The organism is Halopseudomonas maritima (assembly GCF_021545785.1).
Classification (GTDB): domain Bacteria; phylum Pseudomonadota; class Gammaproteobacteria; order Pseudomonadales; family Pseudomonadaceae; genus Halopseudomonas; species Halopseudomonas maritima.
This window is the reverse complement of the sequence record NZ_CP079801.1, coordinates 1,746,253-1,767,268: the sequence shown is the minus strand read 5'-3', so window position 1 is coordinate 1,767,268 and position 21,016 is coordinate 1,746,253. Positions and strand designations below refer to the sequence as shown.

Here is a 21,016-nt window from a genome sequence, read left to right as displayed (position 1 = left end):
TGTTCAGGAAATGGAAATAACGGCACTTACGGCACATGGCACGGCGCTTGCTGCAGGAAAAATGTTGAATAACTGGTCAGCTATCTACTGCAAGCAAGGAGCAACACATGCGCCACCCTCGCAAGAATCTGAAGTCGTCTGCACTGCTCGGCATGGCCGGCGCGGTGCTTGCCAGCGGTTTGTCCACATCACTGATGGCGGCCGAGCTGGACGAGGTCGTATTTGGCACCAACTGGTATGCCCAGGCCGAACACGGTGGGTTCTATCAGGCCAAGGCCACCGGCCTGTATGAAAAGTACGGCCTGGATGTGTCCATTGAAATGGGCGGCCCGCAGGTCAACGGCATGCAGCTGCTGGTCTCCGGCAAGCGCGACTTCTCCATGGGCTACGCCGTTGGCGCGGTCAAGGCAGTAGAGCAGGGCATGCCGGTCACGACCGTGGCGGCGGCCTTTCAGGGTGACCCGCAGGCGCTGATTGCGCACCCGCACATCACCTCGCTGGAGCAGATCAAGGAAGAAGGTTTGCCGGTCTACATCGCTGCCTTCGCCAACACCACCTTCTGGCCCTGGCTGAAGTCCAGGTACGGCTACACCGACGACATGATCCGCCCCTACACCTTCAGCGTCGCGCCCTTCCTTGCCGATACCAATATCGTGCAGCAGGGGTATCTGTCGTCCGAGCCCTTTGCCATGGAGAAGGCGGGCATTAAGCCGTCCGTGTTCCTGCTGGCGGACTACGGCTACCCGGCCTATGCCACCACTATCGAAACCACTGACGGGCTGATCGAGGAAAACCCCGATCTGGTCCGCCGCTTCGTGCAGGCGAGCATGGAAGGCTGGGCCAGCTACTTCAAGGACCCGGCGCCGGGTAACGCGCTGATCCAGCAAGCCAACCCGGAAATGACCGACGAGCAGATCGCCTACGGCATCGCCAAGATGCAGGAATACGGTCTGGTCACCGGTGGCGACGCGGCGACCCGCGGTATCGGCGTGATGACCGACGCGCGCTGGGCGAAGATCCACGAATTCATGCTGGAGGCCGGTCTGGTCGATGCCAGCCTGGATATCAAGGATGTCTACAGCCTGGATTACCTGCCCAGCGAACCCGTTCTGCCCTGATTAAGCCACCAACCGGCGGCCCGCAGCGGGCCGCCACGGGAGATACCGATGACAAGCGCCAAAGTGACGCCGCTCAAGGCCACGCCGGTCAACGACAGCGCCGCCGAGCATAGCTCAACCGACAGCCACGGCAATCCGCGCCCGGTGCTGCAGGTCGAGGGCGTCAACAAGGTCTACGCCAACGGCACCGTGGCGCTCAAGGGCGCCGATCTGACCATCCGCCAGGGCGAATTCGTCAGCCTGCTGGGGCCGTCCGGCTGTGGCAAGAGCACCCTGTTGCGCATCATGGCCGGGCTGGGTGACGTGACCACCGGCACCGTCAAGTTCTGGGAACAGGGCATTGATGTGGTCGGCGACAAGGGCCGCAAGCTGGCCTTCGTTTTTCAGAACGCGACCCTGATGCCCTGGGCACGGGTGCGCAAGAACGTGCGTCTGCCGCTCGATCTGGAACACCAGAGCGGGGCAGAGACCGAGCGCAAGATTGACGATGCGCTGGAGATGGTCGGCCTCAAGGGCTTCGACAACGCCTTCCCGCGTGAGCTGTCCGGCGGCATGCAGATGCGCGCCTCGATTGCCCGCGCCATGGTCACCGAGCCCAACCTGTTGCTGATGGATGAACCCTTCGGCGCGCTGGACGAGATGACCCGCAACAAACTCAACGATGACGTGCTCAAGCTGTGGCAGAAGAACGGCTGGACCATCGTGTTTGTTACCCACAGCGTCTACGAGGCGGTCTATCTGTCCAGCCGCGTGGTGGTGATGGCCGCCCGCCCGGGCCGCATCGTCGACGACATCCGCATCGATCAACCCTTCCCGCGCAACAGCGACTTCCGCGTCTCTACCGAGTTTGCCGGCTACTGCCGTCAGGTCTCGCAGGCACTGGAGCGCGCCAGCGCCATGGGCCAGCCTCAGGAGGTCAAGGCATGAGCGCGCCGCTGATCCAGAATGAAAACTTCGTCAAGGTTGCCGCGCCGCTGGCTGTGGGCGTGCTGTTTCTGCTGTTCTGGGAGATCGCCGTACAGGCGCTGGAGATGCCCAAGTACATCCTGCCGGGGCCGGTGGAGATCTTCAAAGCGCTGATCGACGGCTGGCAGCCGCTGCTGGGCGCGCTCTACATCACCCTCAAGGTGACCTTTCTGGCCTTCGTCATCGCGGTGGTGCTGGGTGTCGCAGCATCTTTGCTGTTTGTGCAGAGCAAGTGGATCGAGATGAGCCTGTTCCCCTACGCGGTGCTGATGCAGGTAACGCCGGTGGTCGCCATCGCGCCGCTGATCATCATCTGGGTGGATGACACCACCTGGGCGCTGACCGTCTGCGCGGTGATCATCGCCATCTTCCCGATCATCTCCAACACCACGCTGGGTCTGCGCAGTGTCGATCCGAACCTGCTCAGCATGTTCCGCATGTACCGCACCAGCCGCTGGCAGGAGCTGACCCGCCTGCGTATTCCGGGCGCGCTGCCGTACTTCTTCGGTGGCCTGCGCATCAGCTCGGGGCTGGCGCTGATCGGCGCAGTGGTGGCCGAGTTTGTCGCCGGCACCGGCGGGGCCAAGGCGGGCCTGGCGTACATGATTCTGCAGTCGGGCTATAACCTGCAGATTCCGCGCATGTTCGCCGCACTGCTGCTGATCACCCTGACCGGTATCGCGTTGTTCGCGCTGATGGTCTGGCTGTCTGACCGCGCCCTGCGCAACTGGCACGAAAGCGCCCTCGAAGTGGAGCACTGAGGTGGCCAACGCAACGACCGCCGGGCAAACCGGCGGTCACAGCTACGCCTTCGGCCTGGGCTACCTGCTGCTGTGTTTCAACGCCCTCGGCTGGGGGCTGAACTTCCCGATTCTCAAGCTGGGGCTGACCTACAGCCCGCCAATGCTGTTCACCTGCATGCGCATGGCGCTGGGCACGCTGGCGATGTTTATCATCGCCGCCGTACTCGGCGTGCTGCGCCTGCCACGGCGCGCCGACTTGCCGGTACTGCTGTCGGTCGGCGTGCTGCAGAACATGGCCTTCATCACCCTGGTCACCCTTGGCGTGCAGTATCTGCCGGCGGGCCGGGCGGCAATCCTCGCCTACACCACGCCAATCTGGGTAGTGCCGGCGGCGGCGCTGTTTCTCGGTGAACGCTTTACCCTGCCACGCGCCATCGGCGTGGGCCTCGGGCTGGCCGGGCTGCTGACGGTGTTCAACCCGCTGAGTATCGACTGGAGCAACCATGAGGTGTTTATCGGCGGCGGGCTGATCATGCTGGGCACCCTTCTCTGGACCGCCGGGCTGATTCACGTGCGCCGACACCACTGGCAGGGCGACGTGCTGTCGCTGATCCCCTGGCAGCTGCTGACGTCGGTGCTGGCGCTGCTACCACTGGCCCTGCTGGTGGAAAGCCCAAGCCAGATCGACTGGCAGCCCGAGTTTATCTGGATGCTGGTGTTCAGCGGCGCGATTGCCTCCGGCATCTGCGTCGCCGCGCAGGTGGCCGCGATTCGTTCACTGCCGGCGGTCAGCCTGTCGCTCAGCTCGGCCTCGGTGCCGGCGGTGGGCATGCTGTCGGCTGCCTGGTTTCTGCATGAAGTCCCGACCGGCAGCGACCTGACCGGTTTTGCGCTGATCGCGCTGGGCATTCTGGTGGTGGGGCTGGCGGACCGGCGGCAGGCACTGCGCAACCGTACTGCCGTCGCCAAGACCACGCCGGCCAGGGGATAGCACGCACGACTCTGGTTCACCTCGCACCAAAAACGCGCGGCGCGCTGGTCAGGAATCTCCAGCGCACCGCCAGCCCCTCCGACGACCTGCGCCAAGTCACTGAAAATACGTCACTTTCAGCCAGCCCTGCGGGCAGCAGAAAGCTGGCCCGCAACTTGCTCAAGAGAAATAAAACCTGCCCAACTGGTCAGGATAAAAGCCAAGCACATCACTCTGGAGAATCACTCATGTTGAAAAAAGCGTCCGGCGTATTGGCGATGGTCATCGCCATGTCCGCCAGCGGGTTTGCCGCTGCGGCCGACAAGGTTACCTATCAGCTGGACTGGCTGCCCGGTGGCGACAAGGCGCCGGTCTACGTCGGCATCCAGCAGGGCTTCTTCGCTGACGAAGGGCTGGACGTCAGCGTCGCCAGCGGTCGCGGTTCTACCGACGCCATCACCAAGATCGCCACCGGCCAGGCCGATATCGGCAGCGCCGACATTGGCGCCTTGATGGCCGCCCGCGCGCAGGACAGCGTGCCGGTCAGCGCCGTCTACATGATCTTCAACCAGGGCCCGCACGCGTTCTTTTCGCTGTCTGACTCCGGCATCGAGAGCTTCAGCGACATCGCCGGCAAGAAGGTAGCGACCTCCCCGTTCACCTCCTCCAACGCCTTCCTGCCGCTGGTGCTGGAAGCCAACAGCATGCCCGCCGATTCGGTCAGCCTGACCAAATCCGACCCGGGCGCGCTGGGCCCGATGCTGGTCACCGGCAACACCGACGCGATCATCGCCTGGGTCACCAACATCGCGCTGTTCAAGCAGCAGGCCGCGGCCGCCGGCAAGGACATCAACGTGATTCGCTGGTCTGACGCCGGCCTGTCGCTGTACAGCTCTGCGGTGGTTGCCGCCGACAAGTTCCTCAGCGAGCGTCCGGATGTGGCCAAGCGCTTTATGCGCGCCTTTGACAAGTCGCTGCGCTTCACCCACGAGCACCCGGAACTGGCCGCGGCTGACCTGCACACCATGGTGCCGGAAGTAGACGCTGCGGTTGCCACCGCGCAGATCGGCGACTCCATGCCGCTGAGCTTCAACGAGATCAGCGAAGCGGACGGCCTTGGAGCCATGACACCCGAGCGCATCGCCAGCACCTGGGACTGGGTGGCCCGCGCCAATGCACTGAGCGCGGACTCGCTGGACCCGGAAAGCATCGTCAATCGCGACTTCATGCCGGCAGCGGAGTAACCATGGAGCACACTAGCGAACGCGCTTTCGTGCGGATGACCGGCGTTGGGCACCGTTACGATCCCACGCCGGGCAGTCCGATGGCGGTGCAAGGCATCGACCTCGACATCCATCGCCACGAGTTTGTGGCGGTGGTCGGCCCCTCCGGCTGCGGCAAGTCCACCTTGCTGCGGATGGTCTCGGGCCTGCTGATTCCCAGCGAAGGCACAGTCAGCGTATTCGGCAAGCAGGTCAACGGCCCCCGTGACGACGTTGGCATCGTGTTTCAAAAGCCGACCCTGCTGCCGTGGCTGACTGTTCGCAAGAATGTGCTGTTCCCGCTCAAGCATAAATTTGGCCGCTACTCGCCGCAGGATGAGAAGCGCGCCAACGAGTTGCTGGCAATGGCCGGTCTCGAGGCCTTTGCCGAGAAGATGCCGGACGAGCTGTCCGGCGGCATGCAGCAGCGGGTCGGCATCGTCCGTGCCCTGCTGCTCAACCCCGATATTCTGCTGATGGACGAACCGTTCTCGGCGCTGGATGCCATGACCCGTGAGCAGACCGGCTTCGATCTGCTGAAAATCTGGGACGAAAATCCGAAAACCGTGCTGTTTATCACCCACTCGATCTCCGAGGCCGTGTTGCTCGCCGACCGCGTGCTGGTGATGAGCAAGCGCCCGGGCAGCGTGCTGGACCTGATCGAAGTCGATCTGCCCCGCCCGCGCAGCGCGGAGACCATCAAGCAACCCCGTTTCAGTGAGCTGACTGACCGCATAAGGAAACACATCTATGAGCCAGAAGCCCACTGACGGCGCAGCGCGTCGCGCGCTGCTGCTGCTGAACCTGTCGCCGTGGCTGTTCTTTGTCGGCCTGATTGTGCTCTGGGAGCTGGTCTGCCGCGTGTTTGAGCTGCCGACCTACGTGCTGCCGGCGCCAAGCGAAATCGGCAAGGCGTTCTTCGATGTCGAGTTCAGCCGCTGGATGATGCACCTGTGGGCCACCCTGCGCGTCGCCCTGATGGGCTTTGCGCTGTCGATCGTGATCAGCATTCCGCTGGCGATTGCGATGATGCGCTCGGAGTTCCTGTCGCGCACCCTGTACCCGATGCTGGTGGTGGTGCAGTCCACCCCGGTGGTGGCGGTGGCACCGCTGATCATCGTGATGATGGGCTCGGATGACCCCTCGCGGGTGCTGATCACCTGCCTGCTGACCTTCTTCCCGCTGGTGGTCTCCACCGCCACCGGGATCAACGAGACGCCAGCCGAGCTGATCGAACTGAGCCGTTCACTGGATGCGCCGACCCGCCGGGAAACCTGGCAGATCCGCATTCCCTACGCGATTCCGCATATCTTCAGCGGCCTCAAGGTAGCGATCACCCTGGCGATCATCGGCGCGGTGGTAGCCGAGTTCGTCGCCGCCGAAGAGGGGCTGGGCTACTTCATTCAGTTCTCGACCTCGTTTTTCAAGATTCCGCAGGCCTTCGCCGGTCTGTTCTTTCTCGCCATTGTCAGCCTGCTGCTGTTCAAGTCGGTGCAATGGACGCAACAGATCTTCTTCGCCTGGAGCCTGCCGAAGAAGAAGTGATAACAGCCGGCGGTGTCTGCGCTGCCGCTTTTCAAGATACAAGCAAGGACATACCCGTGAGCCATACCGAACGCGACATTCATTTTCTGCGCGAGAGCTTCCGTCTGGCCATCGATGCCGGCGAGCAGGGCATCCACCCGTTCGCGGCCATTCTGGTCGACGCCGACGGCAACGTGCTGATGGAGCAGCTGAACGCCTTTCTGCCCGATCACGACATGACCGGCCACGCCGAGCGGGTGCTGATGACCCGCGCCAACACCAACTACAGCCCCGAGGTGCTGGCCGGCTGCACCATGTACACCAGCGCCGAGCCCTGCGCAATGTGCGCCGGTGCGGTGTACTGGGCCGGGGTTGGCCGGGTGGTCTACGGCGCCAGCGAAAAGCGCTTGAAGGAGATGACCGGCAACCACCCGGAAAACCCGACGCTGGACCTGCCGTGCCGCACTGTGTTCGAGGCCGGTCAACGCCAGGTTGAGGTGATTGGCCCGCTGCTGGAAGAGGAATCCATTCGTGTGCACGAGGATTTCTGGCAAGACTGATTCCCGGGGCTGCAGGCGCCCCGCCGAGCAGGCGGTCAGTGCCATGCGGTCAGCAGGAGATAGCCAGCAGCGGGCAACAGCGGAGTACCTGCCAGAGTCGCGCCCCCGCATCTGAAGGAGGCCCATAAGCCCCTGATATCGTCATGCAGAGCAACGGTCGCTGCTGTGCCTCGGCGATCTTTTCCGGCGACTTTTACGTGGCAGGCGCCGGCCAAAGGGGGGCGAGAACATTCAGGCGGGGCATTGCTGTCGGGGCTGAGCCAGGCGCCTGGGTTATGGCAGGGTATTGCAGACAGTCGATTGTCATGAAAAGCCATGCAAGAATGCTGTCAGCGCTCTAGGATCGTCCCAGACATGCACCTTGGAGTCCGCGATGGACAACCGACAACAATTCCAACAACTCGGCGTGCAACTTGCTCATGGCATTCTCGGCCAACAGGCGTTGATCGAAGGGCTGCAGCTGGCGCTGCTGGCTGACGGTCACCTGCTGGTCGAAGGTCTGCCGGGCCTGGCCAAGACCCGCGCCATCAAGCAGCTCGGCCGCTCCCTGGAAGCCGACTTCGTGCGCCTGCAGTTCACCCCCGATCTGCTGCCCTCCGACATTACTGGTGCCGAGCAATACCTCGGTGAGCTGGGGCAGGGGCATCTGACCTTCCGCCCGGGGCCGCTGTTCGCCAACCTGGTGCTCGCCGACGAGATCAACCGCGCACCGGCCAAGGTGCAGTCCGCCTTGCTCGAAGCGATGGAGGAGCGCCAGGTGACGGTCGCCGGTCAGCGTCACCCGCTGCCCGAGCTGTTTCTGGTGATGGCCACCCAGAACCCGATCGAGCAGGAAGGTACCTACCCGCTACCCGAGGCCCAGCTTGACCGCTTCCTGATGCACCTGACGGTCGACTACCCGGATGAGCAATCCGAGCTGGCAATGCTGCAACTGGTGCGCGGCGAGCACGACCGCAACAGCGCGGTCGAACTGTCGAAGATGGCGCAGGCAACCGTGCTGGCGGCGCGGCACGAGGTTGACCAGATTCATGTCAGCCCTGCCATTGAGCAGTACATCGTCGATCTGGTACGTGCCACCCGCCAGCCCGAACGCTATGACGCCGACCTGGCCGAACAGGTCGAGGTGGGCGCCAGCCCCCGCGGCGCCATTGCGCTGGACCGCGTGGCACGCGCCCGCGCCTGGCTGCGCGGCAGCGAGTTTGTGCTGCCCGAGGACGTGCAGCAGGCGCTGCTGCCGGTGCTACGCCACCGCCTGATCTTGTCCTACCGGGCGCAGGCCAGCGGCTTGACCGCCGATGCGCTGCTGCAGCGGCTGCTGCAGTTGGTGGCAGTCGCCTGACCATGCAGCCGTCCTCGGCCGCTTACGTCGATCTGGAGCAACTCAGCGCCTTGCGCGAGCAAGCGCGGGGACTGCCGCTGCACGCCCGCCAGGTGGCCGCCAGTGTGCTCGCCGGACGCCACGAAACCCGTCTGCGCGGGCGCGGTCTGTCGTTCGAGGAGCTGCGCCCTTACTGGCCCGGCGACGACGCCCGGCTGATTGACTGGAAGGTCACCGCACGCCTAGGACGGCCGTTTTTGCGGCTGTACAGTGAGGAACGCGATCAGCCGGTACTGCTGCTGATCGACCAGCGCATGAACCAGTTCTTCGGCAGCCGCCACACCACCAAGTCGGTGCTGGCCGCACACACCGCCGCGTTGTTCGGCTGGGCGGCGCTGGAGCGGCACGACCGGGTGGGCGCGCTGCTGTTCAACGACGACAGTATCGAAGCGCTGCGCCCGGCACGCGGCCATCGCGCCTTCATGCACTTGCTCGGGCGTCTGTGCGAGCTCAACCAGCAGCTGCATGCCCGTCACCCCGGCGACGGCCCACATATGCTCAACGCCGTGCTGGAACGGGCCCGCCGCCTGGCCGGCAAGGATCACCTGCTGATTCTGATCAGTGACTTCAATGGCCTGAACGCCGAGACCCATGACCTGCTCTCGGCGCTGCAGCGTCACAACGACCTGCTGCTGTGCTGGACCCAGGACCCGCTATTGATCGAGTTGCCGAGCGGTGGCGAGCTGGTCGCCAGCGACGGCGACCTGCAGATGCGCCTGAACCTCGACAGCAGCAGCCAGCGTCAGACCTTGCAGCGCCTGCACCAACTGCGCCTGCAGCAAATCCTGGAGTGGCCGCAGGGCATCGGTATTGGCGTGTTGCCGCTGTCGGCGGCGCAACCGGCAGCGCAGCAACTGCACGCACTGCTGGGGGGTGGGCATGGCTGATATCCCGATTCCTGAGCTGCATGACCTGGCGCTGCCAGTCCCGATTTCCGCCTGGCCACCCGCCCCCGCCGCCTGCGCGCTGTTGCTGCTGCTGGCGCTGGCGCTGCTCTGGCAAGGGCTGCGCCAGTGGCGCCGCTACCAGCGCAATGCCTATCGGCGCCGGGCAGTGCAGCGCTTGAACGCGTTGCAACGGGCCTGCGAACAGGATCCGGCGCAGCTGCAGCAGCTGCCTGGTCTGCTGCGGCACACCGCACTGCAGGTCTGGCCACGCGCGCAGGTCGCCAGCCTGCACGGCGAGCGCTGGTTGCATCAGTTGAACCAGCAGATCGACACGCCGCTGCCGCCGGAGCTGGTCGAGCTGGGCTACTGGCCAGCAGCACACTGCGCCTGCCTGGACGCATCGCGCCGTGCCCTGCTGTTCACCCGCTGCCGCCATTGGATACAGCATCATGTATGTCCTTGATCTGCCCTGGCTGTTGCTGTTGCTACCGCTGCCCTGGCTGCTGCAGCGCTGGCTGCCCGGTGCCCGGCAACGTCAGGATGCGCTGCGACTGCCGTTCTTTCATCAGCTGGCCGGTCCGCTGGGGCTGACGCCGGCCAACGCCGCCGGCAGCAGCGCCGGCTGGCTGGCCACGCTGCTGGAAGCCCTGGCCTGGTGTCTGCTGGTGGTCGCGCTGGCAGCGCCCAGTCGGTTGGAGCCGCCGCTGGTCAAATCGCAACCGCTGCGTGATCTGCTGCTGGCGGTGGACACTTCGATGTCGATGGCCAACACCGACGCTGGCGACGACCGCAGCCGCCTGTGGGCTGTTCAACAGGTGCTTGATGCCTTCGTTCAACGCCGCGCCAGTGACCGTCTTGGCCTGCTGGTGTTCGGCGATGAGCCCTACACGCAGACCAGCTTTACCCAGGACCACGCGACCCTGCGCCAGCTGCTGGCCGAGTTGCAGCCCGGCGTCGCTGGGCGACGTACCGCGCTGGGCGACAGCATCGGTCTGGCGATCCGCCTGTTCCAGCAGAGCCAGAATCAGGAGCGGGTACTGATCCTGTTGAGCGATGGCAGCGACACCGCCAGCCGTAAGCTGCCCGACGAAGCCGCTCAAGTGGCCGCAGACCAGGGCATCATCATCCATACCATCGGCTTTGGCGATCCCGACGGCGAGGGCGAACAGCGACTGGATGCCGAGCAACTACAGCGGATCGCCAGTAGCACTGGTGGCCGCTATCTGCACGCCAGCAATCAGGCTGAACTGGCCGCCGCCTTCGCCGCCCTTGACCGGCTGACACCCCAGTTGCAGCAGCGGCTCGCATTTCAACCGCGTACGCCGCTGTACCACTATCCGCTGGCCGCAGCGATCGTATTGTTGCTGCTGCGCCTGCTGCTCGCCCTGCCGTGGCTGCAACGGAGACCTGCATGATCGACTGGCTGCCACTGCATTTTCTCCGGCCCGCCTGGCTGCTGTTGCTGCCCCCGCTGCTGCTGCTGGGCTGGTGGTTGCGTCGCAACAGCGCCCGCGCCAGCTGGCAGCGGTTGATTGCACCGCAGTTGCTGCCGCACCTGCTGGTCTCCGGTGGCCGCAACAGCGGCGGCAATGTGATGCTGCTCTGCATTCTGTTGCTGGCCACGCTGGCCGCCGCCGGACCCAGCTGGGATCGTGAGGCGCCCCCCTTTGCCGAGCGCCAGGCGCCCCTGCTGATTGCTCTCAATCTGAGTTCGGATATGGATCAGCAGGAACGCGGCGTCTCCCGACTGGAGCGCGCCAAGCTGAAGATTCACGACCTGCTCGCCCAGCGTCCCGGCGCCCGCCACGCCCTGCTGGCCTACGCCGGCAGCGCCCACCTGTTGCTGCCGCCGACCGATGACGCCACGCTGTTCACCCTGTATCTGGACAGTCTGTCCACTGAACTGATGCCGCGCCTGGGCCGCGACACTCCGGCGCTGCTGCAGGTCATGGACCAACTGCAGGCCGAGTCCAGCCAGCCTTACATGCGCCTGCTGATCAGCGCTGATGTTGAGGAGGGTGCCGAGGCCGCGCTCGCCAACAGCCACAGCCTGTTGTGGGTCGCTGGCGGTGACAGCGACGCGCTGTCCAGCCGCCTCGACAGCCCGGTGGTGGCCATGCGCAACGATGACAGCGACCTGCCTGCGCTGCTGCGCGCGCTCGATGCCAGCCAGCGGCTGGCGCGCCAGGATGACCCCGATAGCCGCTGGCATGACCGCGGCTGGTGGCTGCTCTGGCCGGCCGCACTGCTGCTGGCCCTGCGCTTGCGGCGAGCCGCGCCGGCGCTGCTGCTGTTGCCCCTGCTGCAACCCGGCCACAGCGAGGCTGCCGAACTGGAACTCTGGCGCCTCTGGCGCAGCGAGCCGCAACAGGCCATGCAGCTGTACCGGCAGGGCGCCTACGCAGAGGCCGCCACCCTGTTCAGCGACCCGCGCTGGCGCGGCGCGGCGCTGTACCGGGCCAGCAACTGCGAGGCGGCACTGGCGGCCTTTGAGCAGGGCACCGACGCCGAGGATTACTACAACCAGGGCAATGCGCTCAGCTGCCTGCAGCGCCACAGTGAGGCCGCCGAGCGTTACCAACTGGCGCTGGCCCTGCGACCACACTGGCAGCAAGCGCAGGAGAACCTGCAGCGAGCGCTGCTGCTGGTAGCACGCCGGCAGCAGCAGCACGCCAAGGACGCCGACATGGACGCCGACGATGTCCGCAACGATCTTGAACGCAAGCGCGGCGTCAGCGTCACCGAGCAGCAGAGCCGTGAGCAACAGACCGAGCTCTGGCTGGACAACCTGCAGGGCAGCCCAGCCGGCTACCTTAAGCGGCGCATGCTGATGCAACTGACGCCGCAGGAGGGTCAGCCATGAGCCCAGCTCGCATCCTCTATCTGGTGTTGGCGTTGGCGCTGCCGGCAAGCGCTGCCGAACCGCTGCTGCGCCTGCAGAGCAACGCCGAGAACGGCCTGTCCAGCGGCCAGGCGCTGGAGCTGGAGCTGCAAGTGCTGGTCCCCAGCTACTTCCTGGCGGCGCCGCAATTTCCGACCCTGCAACTGGACGCAGGTAACCAGGCCACTCCCGGTGCCAGTCTCAACCTCAGTCCACGGATCGATGGCCAGAGCTGGGCCGGTATACAGCGCAGCTACCGTTTTGCGCCCTTGCCGCCGGGCGACTATCAGTTGCACGCCGGCGAGGTTAGGGTTCGCTACGCCGATAGCCAGCGCCAGCCGCGCGAACTTGCCCTGCCGGTGCCAGCCCTGCGTTTCAGCGTCAGTGCCGCCAGCAGCGCACCCAGCGACACCCTGGCGCCGCAACTGCGCCTGACGGAGCGCTATACCCCGGCGCGTACCGACCTGCAGGTCGGCGACGTGTTGCTGCGGCGGCTGCGCATCGAGCTGGACGAGGCGGGCAGCCTGCTTCCTCCGGCCCTGCCGCTCAGTGCACCGCCGGGCACCCGGCTGTACCGCAGCCCGCCACAGCTGGACCAGCAGGGCGAACGGGTGATTCAGCGCTACACGCGTGAAGAGGAGGTGCGTTACCTGCTGCTGGAGAGCGGCGAGCTGGAGATTCCGGCACTGACCCTGCAGTGGCGCGACACCCGCAACGGTCAGCTGCAGCAACTCAGTCTGCCTGCCCGGCGTCTGCAGGTTGCCCCCCTTGCGGCGGTCGCACGGCACCCGGTCAGCATCTGGCAGCACCTGGCCCTGCTACTGGCGCCAATGCTGCTGATCGGCAATGCGCTGGCGTGCTCAGATCACGGCCGTCGCTGGTGGCGCCGACGGCGCTTGCACCGGTGCCTGCGCGCAGGCACCCCGCGGGCCGCCCTGCAGGCGCTGCAAAGCTGGCTTGACTGTTTCCCCGCTGATCAGCAGGCATGGCTGCGGCGCCACCTGCACAGCCCTATAGGCGCCCTGCAGGCAGCCTGCTACGGCGAGGCTGCCGAGTGGCAGCCGGACGCGCTGCGCCTGGCGTTGCAGACGCTGCCCCGGCGGCCGGCTCCGGCGACCTGCAGCTCGGCTGTCGATTGGCGATTGAACCCTTGAAACGACAGCGCCCGGGCAACAAGCCCGGGCGCTGATAACCACTGACGCGAATCTTACTGCTGTGGCTGCATGCTCATGAACTTTTCCATCATCTGGTCGATGGTGAAGCTGGCCGGACGCTGACGCGGCGGAAACTCCTGGAAAGAACTCAGGAACTGCTGCACACGCACCATCGCGGGCAGCGCTACGATACCCACCTTCTTGTCCCACCACAGGTTATAGCTGTTGGAGTCGGTATCCGCGCGCTCAAAGGGGTCACGACGCAGGTGAAATACCTTGGGGATACGCAGCTCAACAAAGGGGTCACGCCAAACGTCGAAGCGGTGGGCGCGCTGCTCCTGAAACACCACTTTCCAGTCACCGTCACGGATGGCAAGGAACTTGCCGTCATCGCTGAAGTAGTAGAACTGGCTACGCGGTGACGTCTCGCTTTCACCCTGCAGGTAGGGCAGGAAGTTGAAGCCGTCCAGATGCACCTTGTACTGCTTGCTGCCCGCACGGTAGCCGGTCAGCAGCTTTTCTTTCACATCCGGCACACCGGCAGCGGCCATCAGGGTAGGTACCCAGTCCTGGTGCGACATGACGTCGTTGGACACGACGTCAGCGGCGATCTGGCCCGGCCAGCGTACCAGCGCCGGAACGCGGAAGCCGCCTTCCCAGTTGGTGTTTTTCTCGCCACGGAACGGGGTGATGCCGGCGTCAGGCCACTGGTTGTAGTGCACGCCGTTGTCGGTGGTGTAGAGGACGATGGTGTTGTCGGCGATACCCAGATCATCCAGCTGCTTGAGCAGCTCACCAACCTGACCATCATGCTCGACCATGCCGTCGTTGTAGAACCCTTGACCCGACAGACCCTCGGTTTCCGGGGCAATGTGGGTGTAGTAATGCATGCGGGTGGAGTTAAACCAGACAAAGAACGGCTTGTCGGCTTTCACCGAGCGGTCGATGAAATCCATCGAGGCCTGCAGGAACTCGCGGTCGATGGTCTCCATGCGCTCGCGGGTCAGCGGACCCAGGTCTTCCACCTTGCCGTCGGCACTGCTGCGGATCACACCACGCGGGCGCACCAGCTTGTCGATCGCGGGGTCAGTGGTCCAGTCCGGATCTTCCGGGCCTTCTTCGGCGTTCAGGTGGTAGAGGTTACCGAAGAACTCGTCAAAGCCGTGCTCGGTCGGCAGATACTCGTTACGGTCACCCAGGTGGTTCTTACCGAACTGACCGGTTGCATAACCCAGCGGCTTGAGCAGCTCGGCCAGGGTCGGGTCTTCCGGTTTGATGCCCACCGGGGCGCCCGGCACACCCACCTTGGTCAGACCGGTGCGCACCGGATGCTGGCCGGTAATAAAGGCCGAACGGCCGGCGGTGCAGCTCTGCTCACCGTAGTAGTCGGTAAACATCATGCCTTCATTGGCCAGCCTGTCGATGTTCGGGGTCTGGTAACCCATGACACCGTGACTGTAGCTGCTGATGTTGGTGATGCCGATGTCATCACCCATGATGATCAGAATGTTTGGCTTGTCGGCGGCTGCCACCAGAGGGGCGGCGCCGAGGGTGACTGCGCAGAGCGCAGCTCTGGCCCACTGTTTTAGGTGGGAACGCGGGTGGTTCATGTAACGATCCTCTTGTTGTTGTAAACCCCTCGGTTGCAAAACGGCGCACCAACGCCGCCGCAACGAAGCGGATAACCTCCATCGTGCAAGGCATCGATCGCAGCCGCTTGTCACTTGATGCCAAACAGCCGTTCTTCTCTGAAAATAGTCCCTGCCACGCCAGACGGCAACGCCCTCTTACGCCCGGCAAGCGCTGTGGCCTCCCGTTACAGGTTGCGGTAGGTCTGTGGTGACTTGCCGGTCCAGCGAATAAACGCATGCCGGAAGTTGGAGGCATCGCTGTAACCCAGCCGGCTGGCGATCTCTTCCGAGCTCATCTGGGTTTCGCGCAGGTAAGCGATGGCCAGACGACGGCGCACCATCGTCAGAATTTCACGATACGAGGTGCCCTGGGTGGTCAACCGGCGCCGCAGCGTGCGGGGGTGCATCTTCAGCTCTTCGGCCATGGCATCGATATTGGGGAAGCGCCAGGGCAGCTCCTTGACCAGTAGCTTGTAGATGCGTGACGCCAGGCCGTTGGCCGTGGCGGCCGCTGCGATGGCGCGCGTGCATTCCTGACGCATGATGTCGTGAGTCACCCGGTCCGGCGACAGCTGCGGCTGCGACAGCCAGTCGCTGGCGATCTCCAGCTGGTTGCGCGACGCACCAAAGACAACGTCACAGCCAAAGCGCCGCCGGTAGGCCTCGGCGCAGGGGGAGTCGGGCAGCACCAGTCGCAGCGTTGAGAAACTGAACGCCGGATGCCGATAGAGAATTTCAGCCAGGGTGAAATGCGCCGACAGGGCAAACTCCAGTGAAAAACGGTACAGGGGGTCAAAGGGGTCTGGCGACAGGTAGACGTCATAGTCGTAGGTGACCAGCGTCTTGCTGCGGGTGTAGCTGATCGGCCCGGCGACTGGCCCCATGACCTTGCTGAACGCAATGGAAAACTCGATCTCATCGATATGGTTAGGGCTACTGAGCAGGCCAAAGCCGAAGATGCCATAGGAGCTGAGATGCATCCGTGCGCCGGCAATCAAGGCTGTCTCTGGGTCCTGACTCAGGCGCAAGGCGTTGCCAAATACAATCGCAACCTGGCGGTAGGACACTTTAGTGCTGGCGCAGTACAGATGCTCGCGACTCAAGCCGCTGCCTGCCAGCACCATTGATGCTGCAACCTGCTGATCCTCCAAGGTCTCGACCACCGCGGCGATGCGTTGCGGGCCATAAACACGCGCATCGAAGTCGCCCACCAAACTATTCACCATATTCTTATTCTCCTACTGCCTGGCTGGACCTATCGAACTGCTGAACTGCGGGTGCCGCCACGCGGGATCAAGCACGCCTCATTAACGATGCGACTCCTTCTAGTAGAGGGTTGGCTGACAACGGGCTCGGCGGTTAAGCCGAGCCCTGACGCTCAATTGGCCTGGGGATAGGCGTGGCGCAACAGGCTGGGCGGCTCGAACGGCTGCCAGCCGCCTTCCGGCTGAGCCAAACGGTCAGCCACGGCATAGAGCACGGCCGCATTCACGCCAAGCCCCAGGTGACTGGCGTGCACCCGAATGTTTTCCGCCATCTCACCACTTGCCTGCAGACTGTTGCGCCAGGCTACAACCCCGTCTGTTTCAGTGTAGATGGAGGTGGAGGGAACGCTCTCATTGTGCTCGGCACGGACCCAGTCACTGACATCATCGGCGCGCCGGCCACTGACCCGCTCATACAGACGCCAGGCGTTGCTGGCGCGTGGCTGACCGCCGATCGGGCTGCCAAGCATGATGACATTGCGTACCGCCTCGGGCCGCTCGTTGGCGAGCATGCGAGCGTAGATACCACCCAGGCTCCAGCCCACCACACTGACCCGGCCGCCGGACGAGGCATGCAGCGCATCAAGGCGCCCGATCAGCCCTTCCAGCACCCCGGCGCGCGGACCCAGATTGTTGCCTTGCTCCCAGCCGTGCGGTGCATAGCCGCGCTGCTTGAGAAAACGGCGTAACAGGGCGGTGGAGCGGTCGTGGGCTAACAGGCCTGGCAGTACCAGCACCGCATGGCCGTCGCCCCGCGGCGCAGCGCGCAGCAACGGCCAGAGCATCATGGTGCCGGCTAGTTCGTAGGGCGCGCGCAGCTCCATCATCTGTAGCAGCAGGGACGGTGCCTTGATCTGGTCGGACGCCATATCGGTACTCCTATTCTTGTTATAAGCGATGCGCGCTCTTGCGCGCACCATCGCAGCCAGCGCTGAGCAGCAGGCGTGCTAAAAGACTTAGGGCAAAACGGAATTGGCTGTCTATTGCTGGCGGCATATTACGTCCGGCATTCACTGTATTAAGGACGATATTCACCTGAATATGTCATCTTCACGCAATTCTGACAGCCACTATTGCCCTTAATAGCGTCCGCTTTTTGTATTCGGATTGCACTGCGTGGCCCGCAAAGCGTCAAAGGCTTAACGCTGGGAACTTGGCGCAACTTAAAACTAACTTTCCAACTGCAGTTTCACCCACGCCTACAGCGGCCTGTCAAAAATAAGACAGCATAAATTTGGCACTGCCGCACAGTGTATTGCTGTCCACTATTCACCTCCTGCGGGTCTGTTAGCACCTCGCAACAATCAAATACCCCGTGAAAGACTAAACGCCACAGACAGCTGAACCAACGCAATATCAAGGACGGGAAACAGTGGATACGACTAATAAGAACAGCCCAGCGTCCTGCCTCAACGGCGCCACCACCCACCTGCCAGCCGAGGTGCACCTTACCCACCACGTGCTGGAAGCCGCAGCCCGGCAGGCAGGACAACAGTGCGCCTTGTCGTTTGGCGACTGGCAGGTCAGCTATAGCGAACTGGAGCAGTTGGCCAACCGCGCCGCCTGCGGTTTGCAGCAACTGGGTGCGGGCCCCGGAAGCCACATTGGTCTGCTGCTGTCGAATTCGCCGCACTACATGATTGCCTTTTTCGGCATCCTGAAAATCGGCGGTACCGTGGTCAACTATTCGCCACTGGATGCCGAACGGGTTATTTGCCATAAGGCGAATGACAGCAAGACCGACATCCTGATTACCCTGGACGACCCCCAGCTCTATGCGCGCGGACGCACCGCGCTGGACAACAGTGGCGTGCGGCACCTGGTGGTAGGAGCGGTGTCAGATCGTCACGGCCAGCTGGCAGACGAGCAGAATCCACGTCCCAGCCCGGAACTGAGCTGGCATGCCCTGCTGCACAATGACGGACAGTACCGCCAGCCGGCCTGGCCCGAGGGGGCTGACAGCCCGGCGGTCATCCAGTACACCGGCGGCACCACCGGCACGCCCAAGGGCGCAGTACTGACACACCGGAATCTGGTCTCAGCCTGTACTCAACTGCTCAGCGTGCTGGTGCACAGTGAGCCTGCCGTGCTGCAGTACCAGCGGGAGCGGGTGCTGGTGACCCTGCCGCTATTTCATATTTACGCGCTGACCGCCAGCATGTTGTTGCCGATTGCGCTGCGCGCCCACATGCGTCTTTTGCAGCGCTTTGATCCTGCCGAGGTGCTCGACGCCATTGAGCAGGAGCAGGTGTCCGTGTTCTCCGGCGTGCCCACCATGTTTACCGCGCTGGCGGGGCACCCGGACATAGCGCAACGCAGCCTGCGCTCGCTCAGGTATTGCGGCTCCGGCGGTGCGCCGCTGCCGCTGGAGGTAGCCCAGCGCTTCCAGGAGCTCACCGGCTGCGCCATCTCCGAAGGCTGGGGCATGACCGAGACCTCGCCGACCGGCACCTTTACGCCCGTCTATGGGCCGCGCCGGGCGGGTTCGTGCGGGCGGCCACTGCCTGGTATCGACATTCGCTTTCTCGACGAGAAGGGCTTTGTTCCCTTCGGCGAGATTGGCGAGTTGTGTATTCGCGGCCCCAATGTGATGAAGGGTTACTGGAACAATCCTGAGGCCACTCGCGAGGCCTTCTTGCCCGACGGCTACTTTCGCACTGGCGATGTTGGCTACATGGACGAAGACGGCTTTGTGTTCATTATCGACCGCTCAAAAGACATGCTCTTGTGCGGAGGCTACAACGTTTATCCGCGCATTATCGAAGAAGCGATTCAGGAACACCCCGATGTCAGGGAAGTGTGTGTGATCGGTATTACCGACGCCTATCGCGGACAAACGCCCAAAGCGTTTATTTCACTAAAAACAGGCGCCAAACCCCTCACACTTTCAGAACTTCAAACGTTTCTGAAAACCCGGGTTGGTAAACATGAAAACATTGGCGCGCTAAGCATACTTGACGACCTACCGAAAACTCCGGTTGGCAAACTTTCAAAAATCACCCTGCAACAACAGGAGCAAAAAAGTTCGGAGCCCGGTTGAACTAAGACTGGTTGCTCTACCCACACCCGCAGCTGTAAAGCGCCAAGCAACAAGAGGGCTGTCTATGGAACACCTCAGCAATACCGATGCCGCTTTCCTTCATATGGAAACGCCGGAAACCCCGATGCACGTTGGCAGCCTGATGCTACTCGACGTACCCACTGATTACGACGACGACTACTACGAAGCGGTCAAACGCATGATCGCAGAGCGCATGCACCTCTCGGCGGTGCTTACGCGCAAGCTGGCGCCCATGCCCTTCGAGCTGGCCGAACCGGTTTGGATCACCGACAACGATATCGACCTGGACTACCACATCCGCAGCCTGCGGCTGCGCAAGCCCGGCTCGCATGAGCAACTGGAACAACTGGTGGCACGGCTGCATTCGAGCCTGCTCGACCGCAGTCGCCCGCTGTGGGAAATGTACGTGATCGAAGGCCTGCAGTCGGGGCAGATCGCGTTCTATACCAAGGCCCATCACAGCCGCATTGATGGTCAGGCCGGTGCCGAGCTGGCGCGCCTGCTCTACGACCTTGCCCCCGAAGGCCGGGTCATTTCGCCGCCCGTGCGCCAGCGCCGCGACAACGGTTACCAGCTTGGCATGGCCGAGCTACTGCAAGCCGCTGTGCTCAACTCGGCACGCAAGTACCGCACCCTCGCCACCTTGCTGCCAACCGCTACCAAGGCCATCGGCTCGGCCGGCAAGACCGTGCTCAGTCAGCGCAAACTCAAGGGCGCGCGCTCGTTGAGCCTGGGGCTGGCACCGCGCTCGGTCTTCAACGATTCGGTCACCAACCAGCGTTCCTATGCGGCCATGCATCTGCCGTTCGAGGATATCAAGCGTCTCGGCAAGCAGGTCGGGGGCACCGTCAACACTGTCGTCATGGCCATGTGCAGCGACGCGCTCAGGCGCTACCTCCAGGCGCGCGATCAACTGCCGGCAGACTCTCTGATTGCCGGAGTCCCGGTCAGCATCCGCGACCCGAATGACAAGAGCATGAACAACCAGGTGTCCATGGTGCGGGTCGATCTGGCGACCGATACCCAGGATTTCGCCAAACGCTTCCGGGCCATTCATGACTCCTCAGAAGCAGCCAAGGCGGTAGTCCGCGAACTGCGCCCGGTGATGGGGTTGGACATTCCGGTATTTGGCTCGCCCTGGCTGATGACCAGTCTGGCATCCATGTACGGCCGTTCGCGCGCCGCCCGGCGAATGCCGCCGATCATCAACGTGGCGATCTCCAACGTGCCTGGGCCTCAGCAGGCGTTGTACATCGCCGGCCTGCGCATCACGAACTTCTACCCGGTGTCCATTCCCTACCACGGCTGCGCCCTGAACATCACCGTGCAGAGCTACGCCGGCAACCTGGAGTTCGGCCTGACCGCCTGCCGCCGCGTGGTATCGCAGCCAGAGGTTCAGGAGATGGTCGGGTATCTGCGAGAGGCACTGGAGGAAATCGAAAAACTGCAACCCGAGCAGAGTGAAGCGACCGACGAACCTGCCAGCCCGGCGGCGAAGCAGGCACCGCGCAAGCCCAAGGCGCGTCCCCGGAAGGTCGCGGCTACCCGAACGCTCGACGCGAGTAGCTGAGTGTCTGCCGCGAGGTGGCCAAAGGGTCGCCTCGCGTCGCTCGCCC

Annotated in this window: 19 protein-coding genes; 16 read left to right on the top strand and 3 right to left on the bottom strand. The window is 63.7% G+C overall.

The annotated features are described in order from the left end of the window. Positions 1 to 107 precede the first annotated feature (107 nt). From HV822_RS08100 to HV822_RS08035, 14 genes are all read left to right on the top strand, one after another. Entirely contained in the window at positions 108 to 1,118 is a 1,011-nt protein-coding gene (locus HV822_RS08100; protein ID WP_238873340.1) for an ABC transporter substrate-binding protein, read from the top strand. A 48-nt stretch (positions 1,119 to 1,166) separates the two neighbouring features. Further along, positions 1,167 to 2,045, top strand: coding sequence for an ABC transporter ATP-binding protein (locus HV822_RS08095; RefSeq protein WP_238873338.1), 879 nt, complete (start codon positions 1,167 to 1,169; stop codon positions 2,043 to 2,045). Next, positions 2,042 to 2,845 carry an ABC transporter permease gene (locus HV822_RS08090; RefSeq protein WP_238873337.1) on the top strand — a complete coding sequence of 268 codons (804 nt, stop codon included), beginning with the start codon at positions 2,042 to 2,044 and terminating at the stop codon, positions 2,843 to 2,845. Before HV822_RS08095 ends, HV822_RS08090 begins: the two co-directional genes overlap by 4 nt. Before the next feature lies 1 nt (position 2,846). Then, positions 2,847 to 3,818, top strand: coding sequence for a DMT family transporter (locus HV822_RS08085; RefSeq protein ID WP_238873335.1), 972 nt, complete (start codon positions 2,847 to 2,849; stop codon positions 3,816 to 3,818). A gap of 227 nt (positions 3,819 to 4,045) precedes the next feature. Further along, positions 4,046 to 5,041 carry an ABC transporter substrate-binding protein gene (locus HV822_RS08080; protein ID WP_238873334.1) on the top strand — a complete coding sequence of 332 codons (996 nt, stop codon included), beginning with the start codon at positions 4,046 to 4,048 and terminating at the stop codon, positions 5,039 to 5,041. Positions 5,042 to 5,043: 2 nt separating this feature from the next. Beyond that, positions 5,044 to 5,829: an ABC transporter ATP-binding protein gene (locus tag HV822_RS08075; protein ID WP_238873332.1), complete on the top strand. Its 786-nt coding sequence runs from the start codon at positions 5,044 to 5,046 to the stop codon at positions 5,827 to 5,829. Further along, positions 5,810 to 6,604, top strand: coding sequence for an ABC transporter permease (locus HV822_RS08070; RefSeq protein WP_238873330.1), 795 nt, complete (start codon positions 5,810 to 5,812; stop codon positions 6,602 to 6,604). Before HV822_RS08075 ends, HV822_RS08070 begins: the two co-directional genes overlap by 20 nt. Before the next feature lie 56 nt (positions 6,605 to 6,660). Then, positions 6,661 to 7,143, top strand: coding sequence for a nucleoside deaminase (locus HV822_RS08065; RefSeq protein WP_238873328.1), 483 nt, complete (start codon positions 6,661 to 6,663; stop codon positions 7,141 to 7,143). Positions 7,144 to 7,516: 373 nt separating this feature from the next. Then, a complete protein-coding gene (locus tag HV822_RS08060; protein WP_238873326.1) occupies positions 7,517 to 8,482 on the top strand; it encodes an AAA family ATPase in 966 nt (321 codons plus the stop codon). A gap of 2 nt (positions 8,483 to 8,484) precedes the next feature. Then, the gene (locus HV822_RS08055; RefSeq protein ID WP_238873325.1) at positions 8,485 to 9,408 is read left to right on the top strand and encodes a DUF58 domain-containing protein; all 924 of its coding nucleotides are present in this window, start codon (positions 8,485 to 8,487) and stop codon (positions 9,406 to 9,408) included. Continuing rightward, entirely contained in the window at positions 9,401 to 9,871 is a 471-nt protein-coding gene (locus tag HV822_RS08050; RefSeq protein ID WP_238873323.1) for a DUF4381 domain-containing protein, read from the top strand. The genes HV822_RS08055 and HV822_RS08050 overlap by 8 nt, the downstream gene beginning before the upstream one ends. Beyond that, positions 9,858 to 10,823: a VWA domain-containing protein gene (locus tag HV822_RS08045; protein WP_238873322.1), complete on the top strand. Its 966-nt coding sequence runs from the start codon at positions 9,858 to 9,860 to the stop codon at positions 10,821 to 10,823. The genes HV822_RS08050 and HV822_RS08045 overlap by 14 nt, the downstream gene beginning before the upstream one ends. Beyond that, on the top strand, positions 10,820 to 12,271 hold the full coding sequence (locus HV822_RS08040) for a VWA domain-containing protein (protein ID WP_238873320.1): 1,452 nt from the start codon (positions 10,820 to 10,822) through the stop codon (positions 12,269 to 12,271). Before HV822_RS08045 ends, HV822_RS08040 begins: the two co-directional genes overlap by 4 nt. Next, the gene (locus tag HV822_RS08035) at positions 12,268 to 13,443 is read left to right on the top strand and encodes a hypothetical protein (RefSeq protein ID WP_238873318.1); all 1,176 of its coding nucleotides are present in this window, start codon (positions 12,268 to 12,270) and stop codon (positions 13,441 to 13,443) included. Before HV822_RS08040 ends, HV822_RS08035 begins: the two co-directional genes overlap by 4 nt. A 53-nt stretch (positions 13,444 to 13,496) precedes the next feature. On the opposite strand, the gene HV822_RS08030 is transcribed toward HV822_RS08035, so the two are convergent. The 3 genes from HV822_RS08030 to HV822_RS08020 all read right to left on the bottom strand — a co-directional run bounded on the left by HV822_RS08030 (position 13,497) and on the right by HV822_RS08020 (position 17,208). After that, a complete protein-coding gene (locus tag HV822_RS08030; protein WP_238873317.1) occupies positions 13,497 to 15,053 on the bottom strand; it encodes an arylsulfatase in 1,557 nt (518 codons plus the stop codon). A 206-nt stretch (positions 15,054 to 15,259) separates the two neighbouring features. Continuing rightward, on the bottom strand, positions 15,260 to 16,300 hold the full coding sequence (locus HV822_RS08025) for an AraC family transcriptional regulator (RefSeq protein ID WP_238873315.1): 1,041 nt from the start codon (positions 16,298 to 16,300) through the stop codon (positions 15,260 to 15,262). 152 nt (positions 16,301 to 16,452) lie between these two features. Continuing rightward, positions 16,453 to 17,208, bottom strand: coding sequence for an esterase/lipase family protein (locus tag HV822_RS08020; protein ID WP_238873313.1), 756 nt, complete (start codon positions 17,206 to 17,208; stop codon positions 16,453 to 16,455). A gap of 503 nt (positions 17,209 to 17,711) precedes the next feature. On the opposite strand from HV822_RS08020, the gene HV822_RS08015 reads away from it, so the two are divergent. Together HV822_RS08015 and HV822_RS08010 are read left to right on the top strand one after the other, a co-directional pair. Continuing rightward, entirely contained in the window at positions 17,712 to 19,379 is a 1,668-nt protein-coding gene (locus HV822_RS08015) for a long-chain-fatty-acid--CoA ligase (RefSeq protein ID WP_238873311.1), read from the top strand. Positions 19,380 to 19,443: 64 nt separating this feature from the next. Next, positions 19,444 to 20,970 (top strand): WS/DGAT/MGAT family O-acyltransferase, encoded by a 1,527-nt coding sequence (locus HV822_RS08010; protein WP_238873309.1) that lies wholly within the window; start codon positions 19,444 to 19,446, stop codon positions 20,968 to 20,970. Positions 20,971 to 21,016: the final 46 nt, after the last annotated feature.

Bases quoted from the DNA above. Each gene is read 5' to 3' on its own strand.
- HV822_RS08100 (WP_238873340.1), top strand. From the start codon at position 108: ATGCGCCACCCTCGCAAGAATCTGAAGTCGTCTGCACTGCTCGGCATG.
- HV822_RS08095 (WP_238873338.1), top strand. From the start codon at position 1,167: ATGACAAGCGCCAAAGTGACGCCGCTCAAGGCCACGCCGGTCAACGAC.
- HV822_RS08090 (WP_238873337.1), top strand. From the start codon at position 2,042: ATGAGCGCGCCGCTGATCCAGAATGAAAACTTCGTCAAGGTTGCCGCG.
- HV822_RS08080 (WP_238873334.1), top strand. From the start codon at position 4,046: ATGTTGAAAAAAGCGTCCGGCGTATTGGCGATGGTCATCGCCATGTCC.
- HV822_RS08075 (WP_238873332.1), top strand. From the start codon at position 5,044: ATGGAGCACACTAGCGAACGCGCTTTCGTGCGGATGACCGGCGTTGGG.
- HV822_RS08070 (WP_238873330.1), top strand. From the start codon at position 5,810: ATGAGCCAGAAGCCCACTGACGGCGCAGCGCGTCGCGCGCTGCTGCTG.
- HV822_RS08060 (WP_238873326.1), top strand. From the start codon at position 7,517: ATGGACAACCGACAACAATTCCAACAACTCGGCGTGCAACTTGCTCAT.
- HV822_RS08055 (WP_238873325.1), top strand. From the start codon at position 8,485: ATGCAGCCGTCCTCGGCCGCTTACGTCGATCTGGAGCAACTCAGCGCC.
- HV822_RS08050 (WP_238873323.1), top strand. From the start codon at position 9,401: ATGGCTGATATCCCGATTCCTGAGCTGCATGACCTGGCGCTGCCAGTC.
- HV822_RS08045 (WP_238873322.1), top strand. From the start codon at position 9,858: ATGTATGTCCTTGATCTGCCCTGGCTGTTGCTGTTGCTACCGCTGCCC.
- HV822_RS08040 (WP_238873320.1), top strand. From the start codon at position 10,820: ATGATCGACTGGCTGCCACTGCATTTTCTCCGGCCCGCCTGGCTGCTG.
- HV822_RS08035 (WP_238873318.1), top strand. From the start codon at position 12,268: ATGAGCCCAGCTCGCATCCTCTATCTGGTGTTGGCGTTGGCGCTGCCG.
- HV822_RS08030 (WP_238873317.1), bottom strand. From the start codon at position 15,053: ATGAACCACCCGCGTTCCCACCTAAAACAGTGGGCCAGAGCTGCGCTC.
- HV822_RS08025 (WP_238873315.1), bottom strand. From the start codon at position 16,300: ATGGTGAATAGTTTGGTGGGCGACTTCGATGCGCGTGTTTATGGCCCG.
- HV822_RS08020 (WP_238873313.1), bottom strand. From the start codon at position 17,208: ATGGCGTCCGACCAGATCAAGGCACCGTCCCTGCTGCTACAGATGATG.
- HV822_RS08010 (WP_238873309.1), top strand. From the start codon at position 19,444: ATGGAACACCTCAGCAATACCGATGCCGCTTTCCTTCATATGGAAACG.